The 13,350-nt window shown below is 67.4% G+C and carries 12 protein-coding genes; 6 read left to right on the top strand and 6 right to left on the bottom strand.

The annotated features are described in order from the left end of the window. Positions 1-204 precede the first annotated feature (204 nt). Positions 205-681: an Lrp/AsnC family transcriptional regulator gene (locus AC5RTS_RS06545; protein WP_493991262.1), complete on the bottom strand. Its 477-nt coding sequence runs from the start codon at positions 679-681 to the stop codon at positions 205-207. Between the two features lie 205 nt (positions 682-886). Between AC5RTS_RS06545 and AC5RTS_RS06540 the strand changes: the two genes are divergently transcribed. Further along, positions 887-2,320, top strand: a complete 1,434-nt coding sequence (locus AC5RTS_RS06540) for an amino acid permease (protein ID WP_493991261.1) — start codon at positions 887-889, stop codon at positions 2,318-2,320. A 34-nt stretch (positions 2,321-2,354) separates the two neighbouring features. Here the strand turns inward: AC5RTS_RS06540 and AC5RTS_RS06535 are convergent, their stop codons facing one another. Further along, positions 2,355-2,486: a hypothetical protein gene (locus tag AC5RTS_RS06535; RefSeq protein WP_493991260.1), complete on the bottom strand. Its 132-nt coding sequence runs from the start codon at positions 2,484-2,486 to the stop codon at positions 2,355-2,357. A gap of 216 nt (positions 2,487-2,702) precedes the next feature. Here AC5RTS_RS06535 and AC5RTS_RS06530 point away from each other — a divergent pair, with 216 nt between their 5' ends. The 5 genes from AC5RTS_RS06530 (at position 2,703) to AC5RTS_RS06510 (ending at position 7,106) form a co-directional block, all read left to right on the top strand. After that, positions 2,703-3,725, top strand: a complete 1,023-nt coding sequence (locus tag AC5RTS_RS06530; protein ID WP_493991259.1) for a thiamine pyrophosphate-dependent enzyme — start codon at positions 2,703-2,705, stop codon at positions 3,723-3,725. 133 nt (positions 3,726-3,858) lie between these two features. Next, positions 3,859-4,824, top strand: coding sequence for an alpha-ketoacid dehydrogenase subunit beta (locus AC5RTS_RS06525; RefSeq protein ID WP_493991309.1), 966 nt, complete (start codon positions 3,859-3,861; stop codon positions 4,822-4,824). Next, positions 4,817-5,146: a biotin/lipoyl-containing protein gene (locus AC5RTS_RS06520; protein ID WP_493991258.1), complete on the top strand. Its 330-nt coding sequence runs from the start codon at positions 4,817-4,819 to the stop codon at positions 5,144-5,146. The genes AC5RTS_RS06525 and AC5RTS_RS06520 overlap by 8 nt, the downstream gene beginning before the upstream one ends. A 3-nt stretch (positions 5,147-5,149) precedes the next feature. After that, positions 5,150-5,956, top strand: a complete 807-nt coding sequence (locus AC5RTS_RS06515; protein ID WP_493991257.1) for an alpha/beta fold hydrolase — start codon at positions 5,150-5,152, stop codon at positions 5,954-5,956. A 178-nt stretch (positions 5,957-6,134) separates the two neighbouring features. After that, a complete protein-coding gene (locus tag AC5RTS_RS06510; protein ID WP_493991256.1) occupies positions 6,135-7,106 on the top strand; it encodes a serine/threonine-protein kinase in 972 nt (323 codons plus the stop codon). 113 nt (positions 7,107-7,219) lie between these two features. Here the strand turns inward: AC5RTS_RS06510 and AC5RTS_RS06505 are convergent, their stop codons facing one another. The 4 genes from AC5RTS_RS06505 to AC5RTS_RS06490 all read right to left on the bottom strand — a co-directional run bounded on the left by AC5RTS_RS06505 (position 7,220) and on the right by AC5RTS_RS06490 (position 13,264). Then, a complete protein-coding gene (locus AC5RTS_RS06505; protein WP_493991255.1) occupies positions 7,220-7,378 on the bottom strand; it encodes a hypothetical protein in 159 nt (52 codons plus the stop codon). A gap of 120 nt (positions 7,379-7,498) precedes the next feature. Continuing rightward, positions 7,499-8,818, bottom strand: a complete 1,320-nt coding sequence (locus tag AC5RTS_RS06500) for an MFS transporter (protein ID WP_493991254.1) — start codon at positions 8,816-8,818, stop codon at positions 7,499-7,501. Positions 8,819-9,044: 226 nt separating this feature from the next. Continuing rightward, on the bottom strand, positions 9,045-12,104 hold the full coding sequence (locus AC5RTS_RS06495) for an AAA family ATPase (protein ID WP_493991253.1): 3,060 nt from the start codon (positions 12,102-12,104) through the stop codon (positions 9,045-9,047). Next, positions 12,101-13,264: an exonuclease SbcCD subunit D gene (locus tag AC5RTS_RS06490; protein ID WP_493991252.1), complete on the bottom strand. Its 1,164-nt coding sequence runs from the start codon at positions 13,262-13,264 to the stop codon at positions 12,101-12,103. Before AC5RTS_RS06490 ends, AC5RTS_RS06495 begins: the two co-directional genes overlap by 4 nt. Positions 13,265-13,350: the final 86 nt, after the last annotated feature.

The raw sequence follows: 13,350 nt of genomic DNA, 5'->3' as shown, positions 1-13,350 counted from the left end.
CCCTTTCCGGGGCATTAGTAAAAGTCAGAATGACTGTAACTCATGCGAGCCGAAAGATGGCTTTCATCACAGTGCAGCATTCGGGTGCCGCGACACCCCGGCGTGCCCGGGAGGGTTGGCCCGGGCCGTGTGCCCCGGCAGGTGATTCCGGATTCTGCAGCAACCTCAGGGCGGGGGCAGCAGCCTCAGGGGCGGGCATCAACCTCAGGACTCAGGTACGGCCGCCGCGTTCAGCAGCGGCAGCATCCGGCCCTCAAAATGCGTGTTGAGCACAATCACCGAGGACGTGCGCAGCACGGTATTCGTGGCCACGATCGCGTCTATGACCCGCTGCAGGTCCGAGTTGGACCGTGCCGCCACCCGTGCCAGAAGATCACTTTCTCCGGATACGGTATGCACTTCCTGGATCTCGGGAATCCGGGACAGCGCCTGGACCACCGCATCATGGCCGGTATCCTGCCGGATGGTCAGGGAACAGTACGCCACCACGTCATATCCGAGCGCTTCGGCATCGATCCGCGGGCCCCAGCCGGCAATCACACCGGTTTGCTGCATTCTGTCCAGCCGGGCCTGCACGGTGGCACGGGCCACCTCCAGCCGGCGGGATGCCTCAAGCACCGACATCCGGGGGTTGTCGGTAAAGAGCGTGACAATGCGGGCGTCCAGCGCGTCGGTGGGCATGGGGTCCTTTGCTAGGAAAAGTGTGCAGCCGGGTAGAACGTACGTCAGTGTACAAATTGTAAAGCCAGCGCGGGTCACAACCGGACATGGGTGGACACAAACCGGTCCTAAGATGGAATCCGGTGTACATTCCCGCCAGCCCCCTGTTGCCGGTTCAGCAGATGCACCCGGCAGCCGCCCCAACGTTCTAAGGCCTTTACCTTTTATGCCTGGTTCCACCCTTCCGTCCCGCACCGATACGCCTGCTTCGGCCGCGAAGCCGTCCGGGACACGGAAAATGCAGCCGCGGCACCTGGTGCTGATGAGCCTGGGCAGCGCCATCGGCACGGGACTCTTCGTCGGCTCTGGAGCGGGCATCGCCGCAGCAGGACCGGCCGTGCTGATTTCCTTCCTCGTTGCCGGAACCATGGTGATCCTGGTGATGCGCATGATGGGCGAGATGGCTGCCGCCGATCCCAGCAGCGGAGCATTTTCCGTCTATGCGGAAAAGGCCCTCGGCCGCACCGCCGGGACAACGGTCGGCTGGCTCTGGTGGATCCAGATAGTAATTGTCATTGCGGCAGAGGCCACGGCAGCCGCCGCGATTGTCACATCCCTGATTCCCGGCGTCGAGCAATGGGTTCTCGCGCTGGCCTTCATTGTCATTTTCACCGCCGTCAATCTGGCCGGGGCCGCCAGCCTGGGCGAGTTCGAGTACTGGTTTGCCATCCTCAAGGTGGCGGCGATCATCATCTTCCTGGCGGTGGGAGCTGCCTTCATTGCCGGCTGGCTTCCCGGCGTCGACTCCCCCGGGGTGGACAACCTCTTCAACAACGGCGGATTCATGCCCAACGGCATTACGGGGGTGGCCGCAGGCCTGTTGCTCGTGGTGTTTGCGTTCGGGGGTACCGAAATCGTCACCATCGCAGCCGCGGACACCGAGGAACCGTCCAAATCCATCGCGGGAGCCATCACCTCGGTGATCTGGCGGATTCTGGTCTTCTACATCGGTTCGGTCCTGGTGATGGTCACCGTGCTGCCCTGGGACAACGAAGCCCTGAACACCGGCCCCTTTGTGGCCGTACTGCATGCTGCCCAGGTGCCGGGAGCTGACACCGTGATGTCCGTGGTGATTGTCATTGCCCTGCTCTCGGCCATGAATGCGAACCTCTACGGCGCCTCACGGATGATCTACTCTCTCGGTGACCGCGGGCGCGCACCGGCCGCCCTGGCGAAGCTGGGCAGCAGCGGAGTACCCCGCCGTGCCGTCCTGGCCTCGGTTGCCTTCGGGTTCATGGCCGTGGTGCTGAACTACCTCTACCCGGACACCGTACTGATGATCCTGCTGAACCTGGTGGGCTCCACCTGCCTGGTGGTGTGGGGGATTTCAATCGTTTCGCAGATCATCCTGCGCCGCCGGGCCGATGCCGCCGGAGTGGAACTGAGCTTCAAGATGTGGGCTTTCCCCTGGCTCTCCTACTTTGCCCTGGCACTGCTGGCCGGCATTGTGGTGCTCGGCTTCTTTGACCCGGCCGTCCGTGTGCAGCTGGTGGCCACCGCCGGACTGACCGGCGCCCTTGTCCTTCTGGCCTGGCTGTTCGACCGCCGGGCCGCCCGCCGGACCAGCGACCCGTCCCGGACGGCGGGCCCGGCAGACTAGGCCGGCCCGCCGCCGAAACGCCGGGGCATGCTCCCTACCGGGTCTTGCGCCGCTTCGGCAGGAACTCTGCCTCAACCGCACTCTTCGCCCGCTTCTCGGCGCGCTTTTCCTTCAGTGCCTTGCCGTGCTTTTTCGAACTCGATCCCTGCGGAGATTTACCTGACATGTCCGGCTCCTGACTCAAGGGGATGGATGTTTGGAAACCATACGCGGATACCGGCCGGATTCCAGCCCCTTCCCGAAATCGAATAACGGCACCCCGCAATCCCATGTGCGAGCAGATTGTCTAGGCAAAGGCCGGAGGCAATGGAACGTTTGTACAGAATGTTCAGCCAATTCCGGGCGAATTGCCCAGCGTGATGCAAGCCACTAGATTGCCCGTATGGACAACTCTCTGGACCCGGCGCCGCTGACGCCGGAGGAACTGCGCAGGCTGTACCGCCTGGTCACCGCCGCACGTCAACTGGATCTCGCCGCCGTGGCCTGGCAGCGTCAGGGGATCATTCCCGGCTATGCACCCGCCCTGGGCCAGGAAGCCGCCCAGGTGGGCAGCGCCTTCGCCATGGACCCGAAACGCGACTTCGTGTTCCCCACCTACCGGGAAATGGGCGCGGCACTGGCCCTGGGCGTGGACATGACGGAGTACATGTCCACCCACAAGGCCAGCTGGCACGGCGGGCTCTACGATCCGGTGCGCACCGGATTTGCCCCGATCCAGGCCGTGGTCGGCGGCTCGGTGCTGCACGCCGTGGGGTGGGCCCACGGCCAGACCCTGGCCGGCGGGACGGGCGGCGTGGCACTGACCTATTTCGGGGACGGTGCCAGTTCGCAGGGCGATGTCCATGAGGCCATGAACTTTGCCGGCGTGCTGAAGGCCCCGGTGATCTTCTTCGTCCAGAACAACGGCTGGGCCATTTCGCTCCCCACCGAGGCGCAGGTGGCCGGAGGCACCGTTGCTGCCCGCGCTGCCGGGTATGGCATGCGTGCCATCACCGTGGACGGCAACGACGCCCCCGCCGTCGTACAGGCCACCCGCGAGGCGGCGGCGCATGCCCGCGCGGGACTCGGTCCGGTGCTGATCGAAGCCATGACCTACCGCCGCGGCCCGCACTCCACCAGTGACGACCCCGGACGCTACCGCAGCCTGGATGAGGAACGCCGCGATGCCGGCTCCGATCCCGTCCAGCTGCTGGCGGACCGGCTGCTGGCCGACGGCGTGGCGGACCGCGGATTCCTTGACGCCGCCCTGCAGGACGCCCGGGACAACGCGGACCGGATCCGCGAGGGCGTCTCCGCACTGGAGCCGCGTCCGGGGCGGGAGATGTTCGATTACGTCTATGCCGAACCCACCGAAGCACTCAAGGCCCAGGCACGTGCCTGGCGGGAGGAATCCGAACATGTCTGAGCAGCTCACCGAGGCAACGGCCTCCTCCGACCTGGCGGAAGCGGCCCGCAACACCGAAGACACCGCCGCCACCCGCCAGTCTGCGGACACGCTGCCGGCTCCTTCCGGCACCGGCGAGGTGCAGCAGCTTTCCATGCAGCAGGCGCTCAACCGTGCCCTGGCCGAGATCCTGGCCGAAGATCCCAAGACACTGGTCCTGGGTGAAGACGTGGGCCGGCTGGGCGGGGTCTTCCGCATCACTGACGGGCTGCAGCAGCGTTTCGGCGCCGACCGGGTGATGGACACCCCGCTGGCCGAATCCGGCATCCTGGGCATGTCCGTGGGTTTGGCCATGGCCGGTTTCCGCCCGATTCCCGAAGTACAGTTCGACGGTTTCGCCTATCCGGCGATCAACCAGATCATCACGCAGCTGGCCCGGATGAACTACCGCAGCCGCGGCACCCTGCCCATGCCGGTCACACTGCGGGTACCCAGCTTCGGCGGCATCCGCGCCCCCGAGCACCACGGTGAGTCACTGGAAGCCCTCTTCGCCCATGTTCCGGGGCTGAAGGTCGTCTCCCCGTCGAGCCCGCACGAGGCGTACCACCTGCTGAAGCATTCCGTGGCCGTTCCGGACCCGGTCATCTTCATGGAACCGAAGTCCCGGTACTGGCAGAAGGGCGATGTAGCGCTGGACGACGCCGGCCCGGTGGAAGGCGCCAAGGTGGTCCGCTCCGGCAAGCACGTCACTCTGGTGGCGTGGGGCGCCATGGTGGCCCGCTGCCTGCAGGTGGCCGAGCTGGCCGCCGAGGACGGCATTGAGGTGGAGGTTCTGGACCTGCGCTGGCTGAAGCCGATCGACGCCGCCGCGATGGCCGAGTCGGTCGGCCGGACCCGGCGCGCCGTCGTCGTCCACGAGGCGCCGCTTACCTCCGGTCTGGGCGCCGAGGTGGCCGCCCTGATCACCGAACACTGCTTCGACACCCTGCGCGCCCCGGTTGGGCGGGTCACCGGGTTCGACGTACCGTATCCGTCAGGAGACCTTGAAGACGAATACATCCCGAACATCGACCGCATCCTGTTCGGGATCCAGCGAGTATTGGAGTACCGGCGTGGCTGAAATTTCCTTCCCCCTTCCCGACCTTGGTGAAGGCCTGATCGAGGCCACCGTGCTGGAGTGGCTGGTAGCCGAAGGCGACCAGGTGGAGCGCAACCAGCCGCTGGTCGAGGTGGAAACCACCAAGTCTGCCGTGGAGCTGCCGTCCCCGCAGGCCGGAAAGGTCGCTCGCATCTACGGTGACTCCGGGGAGAAGATCAACGTGGGCGAGCCGTTGATTGTCTTCGAGGTTCCGGAGAACACCGCCGGGATTGTGGGCACCGTGCCGCAGGAGGCCCCGGCCAGGCGCCGGGTCCGGCTGACCGCTGTGCCGGACGAGGACTAGCCGGTGTCCGGTTACGGTTCACTGGTGGAAGGCACCGATCCGCGGCTGGAGGTCCGGATCTTTGCGGGCGACGCCGGCGCGGGGGCAGGCGCCCGGCGTCCGGTCCTGCTGCTGCATGGATTTGCCTCCGATTCGCAGCTGAACTGGCACAATTCCGGCTGGGTCAATGCCTTGGTTACGGCCGGCCGGCAGGTTATTACGGTGGATCTGCCCGGCCACGGTGCCAGTGCCGCACCGGCGGACCTGGATGCCTACCGGCCCAGCCGCATCCGGGCGGACCTGCTGCAGGTGGTTCAGGACGCCGGCGTACGGCCACTGGCCGACGGCGACCCGGCCAGCGGCCTGGACGTGGTGGGTTATTCCCTGGGCTCCCGGCTGGCCTGGGAGTTCGGGGCGACGCAGCCGGAACTGGTGCACCGGATGGTGCTGGGCGGACCCGGCAGCGGTGACCCGCTGGCGGAGTTCGACCTCGACGCCGCCCGGGAGGCTGCCGCAGGCGGGGCACCGGTGGCGGACCCGCGTACCGCCGAACTGCTCCGGATGGCGCAGCTCGTGCCGCAGAACAACCTGGCCGCGCTCTTCCGGATGGTCGAGGCCATCAAGGAGGAGCCCTTCTCCCCGGCGGCCGCTGTGCCCGGAATGCCGCTGCTGCTCGTGGCCGGTGAGCGGGACGACCTTGCTGCCACGGCGCCCGAGCTGGCTGCATTGAGCGGGCAGGCGCAGATACTCACGCTCCCCGCCCGAACGCACGCCAATGCCGTCACGTCACGGGCCTTCAAGACCGCCGCCCTTGACTTCCTGCAGGGATAAGTGGGCAAAAAGTTACGAGTTGGTCACGTCGAGGGCAATCTGCACCGGGATGATGCCGCGCCGCGCTAGGATGGAGAGGCTGGTGGACTAGGTTGGTTTTAATCAGCCTACTGATTGTTTTCGGCTGATTCCCGGCCACACCGGCCTTCATCTTTTGACCCCCGTAGGGAGGACACCCGTGGATGTACTCCTTGGGCACCGATACCGCACCACTGAACTCATAGGTTCCGGCGGTGCAGCTTCGGTGTACCGGGCCATCGACGAGAATCTTGGCCGCGAAGTGGCCGTCAAGCTTTTCAGCCCCGGCATCCACGAGGATGACGAAGCCCGCCGCCAGCAGACTGAAATGCAGCTGCTGGCCACGCTGAACCACCCCGGCCTGGTCACGCTGCACGATGCAGGCGTAACCGTGGACGGCGAAGGCCGAACCTCGAGTTTCCTGGTGATGGAATTGGTGGACGGGCCTGACCTGCGCGGCAAGCTCAAGGACGGCCCGCTCTCTTCCCCCGCCACCGCCGCGCTGGGGGCAGACCTGGCCGATGCGCTGAACTACGTCCACAGCAACGGCGTCATCCACCGCGATGTGAAGCCTGCCAACATCCTGCTTTTTCCGCAGGGAGAACAGGACACCCGCCTGTACCCGCGGCTGACCGACTTCGGCATTGCCCGGATGGTGGAGGCAACGGTTGCCACCGCCCACGGTGCCACCATCGGCACGGCGAACTACCTGAGCCCGGAACAGGCCCAGGGAGCCGCAGTGGATCCGCGCACCGATATTTACTCACTGGGCCTGGTACTGCTGGAATGCCTGACCGGAGAAAAGGCCTTCCCCGGTCCGATCGTGGAAGCCGCTGTTGCCCGTCTGCTGCGGGACCCTGAGATCCCGGAGTGGGTAGGCCCGGACTGGACGGAAATCCTGCGGGCCATGACCGCCCGCCTGGTGGATGCCCGCCCCGAAGCCCACGAGGTGGCCATGGCGCTGCGCACCCTCGCTGCCGAGTGCACCGTCCTGGACGCACCCGAGTCGGGGGTTGAAACTGCTGATACGTCGGCCGTCCGCGAACCCGTCACCGGTGACTCCACGGGCGGCATCACCACGGGGAATATCTACATTCCCGCCCCACCGCTGCACTCCCCCAGCCTGGGCTAGGAAGCACTCCACCTGCCCGGGACAGCAAAACACCCGGGACAGCAAAAAACGGGACCCGCGGTAATCCGCGGGTCCCGTTTCAGTTCTTCGCTGCGCCCGGAGTGCCGGACGCCTTACTTGCCGTCGCCGGCCGCTTCGTCCTCTTCAGGTTCAAAGTTCGAGGCTTCCGCGGTGCTCGCAGCCGCAATACCGTCATCGCTCTGCGGGATGGTTCCATCGGGGCCCTGCGAACCGGTCTCCTTCGGATCCTGGCCGGCTTCCTTCTCTCCCATGGTGTCTCCTTAGTGGTACTGATAACTGCGGCGGATAGTTCATGCTTCACTGCCCGACCTATCCTTCGATACTAGGCCAACTGTGGCGGGGCTGACACCTGTCCGGGCTGCCGCCCGGGTTCAGGCGTTGCGCCGCAGGGCGGCTGCGCGCACCGCCACCAGGCCCAGGAGCAGCAGCGCTCCGGCGGCAGCGGCCGGAACGATGAACGCGTGCTGGTAGCCGCCGGAATCCGCCAGGCGCCCTGCGACGGACGAGCCCAGTGCCGTGCCCGTCACCACCCCACTGGCGAGCAGCGTCATCACGGTGCCCATCAGCTCCCTCGGTGCCACAATGGCGCCGATACCGAAGATGCTGACCATGGTCGGCCCCACGGGAATGCCCAGCACAAACAGGACCACCAGCATGGTGGCAATATCAGCGGGCAGGAACAGCAATAGGGCAAGGCCCGTCATTGCCCCGGCACAGAGCAGCCAGCGGAACGCCGAACCGAAACGTTCCGGCCAGAAGGCCACGGAGAGCGCCGCTGCGGCCGAGCTCAGGCCCATGACTGCATAGAGCAGGCCCGCCGAGGAGGCGATGCCGAAGCTGCCGGCAAAGGCGGTCAGGCTGGTCTGCGTGGAGCCGAAGAACGTACCCATGGCAACCATGCCCAGCACGGGCAGCATGATGAGCAGCCACTGCGGACGGGCACGGTCCGGGGTCCGGACCTGCTGCTTCGCTCCGCGGCCCGCCTTTCGGAACCGGGCGCCCGGGCGACGGGAGGACGGAACCACGTATTCCACCGTGGGGTGGACGGCGAAGGCCGCCACCATGGTGGCGGTGAGCACTGCGGCCAGGGCCAGCGGGAGCCACGGGGCGACGGCGGCGGCCAGCAGGCCCACGAGCGCCGGTCCCAGCACGAAGGTGAGCTCATCCGCCGTGCCTTCATAGGACAGGGCCGTGTCCATTTCACGTCCCCGGGGACGCCGGGCGGTCATAGCCATCCAGCGCACCCTGGCCATGGGCCCGACCTGCGGGCAGGAAGCACCCATGGCGAAGGCGGCAATAAGCATCCAGGCCGGAGAGCCTGCAGGGTCCAGCAGTGCCGCCGTCAGCAGGAACAGTCCAATGGCCACTGGATTCAGGACGGCGGTGGAGAGCAGGACCGGACGCTGACCCACTCTGTCAGCCAGGTAGCCAAGCAGCGGTGCGCCCACTGCCGAGCCGATTCCCACCCCGCCCGCGGCGAACCCGCCCAGGGCGTAGGACCCGGATACTTCGGTGATCAGGGTGAGTGCTCCGACGGTCAGCATGGCCAGCGGCAGCCGTGCAAGGAAGGCAACGGGGAAAAAGGACCTACCCGCCAGGTCAAAAATGGCCCGGTAACGGCCGGCGGGAGGTGTTCCCGCGGCGTCGCCGGCGGGCGTGGAAGGAGTTGGGGAGGGCGTGTTGGGAGTCATGGTGCGGTATCCGGATACGTTGAACCGCGCACCGTCCCCCCTCCCGGTACGCCCGACCCTTGCTACGCGCTAATTTTACCCACGCTCCGCTGCCATGCCTAACTGCCGCTGCCGCATGGGCAGAGACGGTGCAGCCCGGCCGACCCTGCCTGCCGGCGGCACCGCGGTCCGGCTCAGCGCAGCGGCCGTGGTCCGGGCTCTGCCTGCTCGCAGCGCGCGGTCCGGTTCAGCGCAGCACCACTTCACCCAGGCTGTAACGGATGGTGGAGCCGTTCCGTCCCTTCAGGATCTGCAGCTGGGCCGGTATGCGCTGCTTCATTTCGCCCACATGGCTGACCAGTCCAACCACCCGGCCGCCGTCCCGCAACCCCTCCAGCGCATCCATGACCTGTTCCAGGGACTGATCATCCAGGCTGCCGAAGCCCTCGTCCACGAACAGGGTCTCGATGTTCACTCCACCGGCCTCCTGCTGCACCACGTCTGCCAGTCCGAGTGCCAGTGCCAGGGAGGCCATAAAACTCTCGCCACCGGAGAGCGTGGAGGTGTCCCGCCGCTGGCCGGTCCACTCGTCAGTGACGTGCAGCCCAAGTCCCGCCTTGCGGTTGCCGGATTTGGAGTCGCTGTGCACGAGCGCGTAGCGGCCGCCCGTCATGGCCGCGAGCCGTTCCGTGGCAGCTGCGGCAACCTGTTCCAACCGGGCAGCCAGGACGTAGGTGCTCAGTGTCATCTTGTATGTGTTTTCGCCCGCACCGCGGACTGTGTCCGTGACCGACTGCAGCAGGTCGCGGCGGGCACGCAGCGGTGCGGTCTCCTCCAGTGCGGCTGCGAGCTCCGCTGAGTATTCCGAGAGCCGAACCGCCGAGCCTTCCAGCAGGCGCACCAGCAGGGCTGCGTCTTCCTGTTCCTTCCGTGCGCTTGTGGCCTGCTCCGCCGCCTCGGCAATGTCCTCCTCATCAGGAACCGCTTCAGTGTCCGGGCCCTCCTCTGCAGCTGCCTCCTGCCCTTCACGCCGCACCAGCAGCCGGCGGCCGGTTTCCTCCCATTCCTGCACGGTGCGTTCATAAACGTCCCTGGTGGCACCGTCCAGCAGTGCGGAGCGGACGTCGGCGGCGGAGGCAAAGCCGGTGCCGGCAAGTGCCGTTTCCAGTTCGAGAAGCAACCGTTCCAGCTCCTCCCCTGCCGCGTCCGCGGCAGCGCCTGCCTCGCGGGCAGCAGCGGCCAGCCGGCGGAACTCCGTCAGCGCCTGTACGCGCTCGCCCGCTCCGGCGAAACCATGCAGCGCCGCACCGACCCTCGCCTCGAGGCCCGCCGCCTGTTCGCGGGCCGATTCAGCGCGGGAGTCCGCCTGTGCGGCCTCGATCAGTGCCTGGGAACGGTCCGCTTCCGTGGCGGTCAGTTCCCCACCGATGGCCTCGAGCCTGTTCCGGGTATCCAGCAGTACCCCGGCAGCGTTGCGCGCCCGTTCCAGTTCTTCCCGGGCCGCTGTCAGCTGCTCCTCGGCCTGCCCGGCATCGCCGTCGCCGCCGCGGGCACGAAGCCCCGCCGCCTCTTCGGCGGCAGCAGCCGCTTGCCGCCGGGCGGTTTCAAACGCCTCTTCCGCCCGGGCGGCCTCCGCCTTGGCGGCCTGTTCTGCTTCGCGGGTAACTGCCGCCTCGCCGTCTCCGAGTGTGGCCGGCTGCGGATGTTCGACACCGCCGCACACTGGACACGGTGCATTGTCCACCAGCCCGGCGGCCAGCTCCGCTGCGGCCTGGTCCAGCCTGGCCTGCAGCAGATCCTGCCAGGCCTCCCGGAGGTCCTGGTATTCCTGCCGTGCCTCGGCGGCGGCGGTATTCGCCGTTTCGGCACGCGCCTGGGCAGCCGCGTAGGCCGCGATGGCCGCCGTCAGTTCCTCGGCACGTGCAACGTCGCTGCCGGCACGGTCCTGATCCGCCGCCAACCGCTCCAGCTCGGCCGCGGTGCCGGCCAGAGCGGTTTCTTCGACCCGCAGGGATTCCTGCGTGGCGGCGGCGGTTTCCGCCCGTTCGCGCAGCCCGGCGGCCGCGGCTTCTTCATCCCGGGCGAGCAGTCGAAGCTCCCCGATCCGCCGCTCATCCTCCAATGCCGCTGTGGCCGCAGCGAGATCCGCGCCGAGGAGTGCTTCCAGCCCTTCCGGCAGTCCGGGGCCGGAAATGTATTCTTCCGCCAAGGGGTGTTCCGCCAGTTCCGCCATTGCACCGGCAGCGGCTGTTCGGCGCGTCTCGGTGCGCTGTGCGGCTGCGTCAGCGGCCCGAACCGGGCCCTCCACGGCAGCTGCCGCGGCATGCACCTGCAATGCCGCCCGCAGCGGTGCGATCTCCGCCTCGGTCCGGCGATGCTCGCTTTCATCCCGGATCAGCTGCTGCAGGGAGAGCCCCCGGGCGCGGCGGTGTTCCAGCTCGTGCAGGTGCCTTTCAGCGCGGTCACGTTCGGTGCCCAGTTCGTCGAGTTCTTTCCGGGCAGCGGCCGCGCGGGAGTCCAGCTCGGCCCGGAACACGGCGATTTCCTCTTCGGGGCGTTCCACCGCGGGAGTGTCCCCGGAGCCCGCTGTGAGTCCCCCGCCGGGCCCCTCCGCATCCTGTTCCGTGCGGTAGCGCCGGATTTCATCGTCTGCCCGGCGCAGGACGTGTTCGGACCGTGCCTGCGCTGCCTCGAACCGTTCGGTGGCTTCGGTGAGCTCGACCTTAAGCCTCCGCTCAATGTCTTCAAAGCGCGAGGTGCCGAAGAGCTGCTGCAGCAGCTGTTCGCGGGATGCGGCGTCTGCGCGCAGGAACGCGGCAAAATCGCCCTGCGGAAGCATGACCACCCGGGTGAACTGCTCCCGGTTCATGCCCAGGAGTTCCGTGATTTCCGCCGACGCTTCGTCATTGCGCGAGGACTTCTCCACCCAGGCGCCGTCGACGTACTCGCGCAGCAGGGTCTTGGCCTGTTCGGTCACTGTGCTTCGGCCGCCGGCGCGTTTTGCCGGCCGCTCCCACTGCGGGCTGCGGACCACTTCGAACCGCCGGGTCCCGGAGCTGAACCCGCACACGATTTCAGGGGCCGTCTGCGGGTCCGCATGGTCGCTGCGCAGCCTGCGTGCCTGCTGCCGAGCACCCGGCACCGCGCCGTAGAGGGCAAAACAGATGGCGTCGAGCACGCTGGTTTTCCCGGCGCCTGTGGGACCGTTCAGCAGGAACAGCCCGTGCTCCCCCATCTGGTCGAAGTCGATGACCTGCCGGTCCGCGAACGGGCCAAAGGCCTGTATTTCCAGGCGGTGGATCCTCATTTGGCTGCCTCGGCTTCCCGCACCTTGTCGAGGACTTCAATGAAGAGGTCCTTTTCTCCCTGAGCGGCACTGCGGGACCGAACGTGTTCCAGGAAACCGCAGCAGATGTCCAGGTCATCGGCTGCGCCCGCCAAACGCTGGCTGTAGGTGCGGGCCGGTCCGGCGGCACCGCCTTCGGGTTCAAAGGCCAGCACGAGGGTATCCGGGAAGCGTGTGCGCACCTGTTCCATGGCCTTCGCGGGCCGCTCCCGGTCCGTCAGGATGACCTGGCAGTAGGCCGTTTCGGCCTCAATGTGGGCGGGGTCTGCAAGGAGATCGGCCAGCCGCCCGCGCAGCACGGCCAGCCGCCGGGGCGCAGGCCAGGTGACCGCTTCCACCGAGACCGGCACGCCGTCGTCGAACTCCAGGAGCCAGCCGCCTTTGTCCTGGCGCGCCTCGGAGAAGGAATACGGCAGCGGGGACCCGCTGTACCGCGCTGCCGGACTGAGCTGCTGGCGCCCGTGCAGGTGCCCCAGGGCGGTGTAGGCGAACCCGTCGAAGAGGTCCAGCGGAACAGCGCCCAGGCCGCCGACGGCGAGATCGCGTTCACTGTCGCTGGTGATGCCGCCGCTCGCGAAGGTATGTGCCATGACCACCGCCGCAACGGGCTCGCCGGCCTGTTCCCGGGCCTGGAGATCCGCACGGATGCGTGCCACGGCTGCCGCAGTGACCGTGAAGTGGCTCGGTTCCTCTACCCCCAGCTCCGCGGCTGCCAGCCGGGGCTCGAGGTAGGGAATGCCGTAGACCGCCACGGGCGTGCCGGCCGCAGGCAGGATCACCGGCCGGGCAATGTCCGCATAGCGGGTCCGCAGATGGACCCCTGCCCGTTCAAAGAGTGCGCTGCCGAAACCTAGGCGGGCCGCGGAGTCGTGGTTGCCGCTGGAGAGCACCACCACGGCCCCGGCGGCCGTGATGCGCTCGAGGGCCGAATCCAGCAGCCGGACAGTGTCCACCGCCGGGAGGGCACGGTCATAGACGTCGCCGGCAATCAATACGGCGTCCACCTGCCGTTCCCGGACCGTATCGACGAGGGCGTCGATGAACCCGGCCTGGGCCGGGAGCATCCCTACGCCATGGAAGGATCGGCCCAGGTGCCAGTCTGAAGTGTGCAGTATCCGCATGTCTTCAAAACTACCCGCCGCCTCCGACAGTTAACGGATCGGGGGCAGCGGCGTTCGCCACTGCCCCCGGAGGTTGCTACGGTTTT

The sequence above is a fragment of the Arthrobacter sp. MDT1-49-2 genome (genome assembly GCF_059090185.1).
This window is presented reverse-complemented; position numbering and strand designations above follow the sequence as displayed.

Excerpts from the sequence above, each read along its gene's own strand:
- AC5RTS_RS06545 (WP_493991262.1), bottom strand. The coding sequence starts at position 681 with ATGCCCACCGACGCGCTGGACGCCCGCATTGTCACGCTCTTTACCGAC.
- AC5RTS_RS06540 (WP_493991261.1), top strand. The coding sequence starts at position 887 with ATGCCTGGTTCCACCCTTCCGTCCCGCACCGATACGCCTGCTTCGGCC.
- AC5RTS_RS06535 (WP_493991260.1), bottom strand. The coding sequence starts at position 2,486 with ATGTCAGGTAAATCTCCGCAGGGATCGAGTTCGAAAAAGCACGGCAAG.
- AC5RTS_RS06530 (WP_493991259.1), top strand. The coding sequence starts at position 2,703 with ATGGACAACTCTCTGGACCCGGCGCCGCTGACGCCGGAGGAACTGCGC.
- AC5RTS_RS06525 (WP_493991309.1), top strand. The coding sequence starts at position 3,859 with ATGCAGCAGGCGCTCAACCGTGCCCTGGCCGAGATCCTGGCCGAAGAT.
- AC5RTS_RS06505 (WP_493991255.1), bottom strand. The coding sequence starts at position 7,378 with ATGGGAGAGAAGGAAGCCGGCCAGGATCCGAAGGAGACCGGTTCGCAG.
- AC5RTS_RS06500 (WP_493991254.1), bottom strand. The coding sequence starts at position 8,818 with ATGACTCCCAACACGCCCTCCCCAACTCCTTCCACGCCCGCCGGCGAC.
- AC5RTS_RS06495 (WP_493991253.1), bottom strand. The coding sequence starts at position 12,104 with ATGAGGATCCACCGCCTGGAAATACAGGCCTTTGGCCCGTTCGCGGAC.
- AC5RTS_RS06490 (WP_493991252.1), bottom strand. The coding sequence starts at position 13,264 with ATGCGGATACTGCACACTTCAGACTGGCACCTGGGCCGATCCTTCCAT.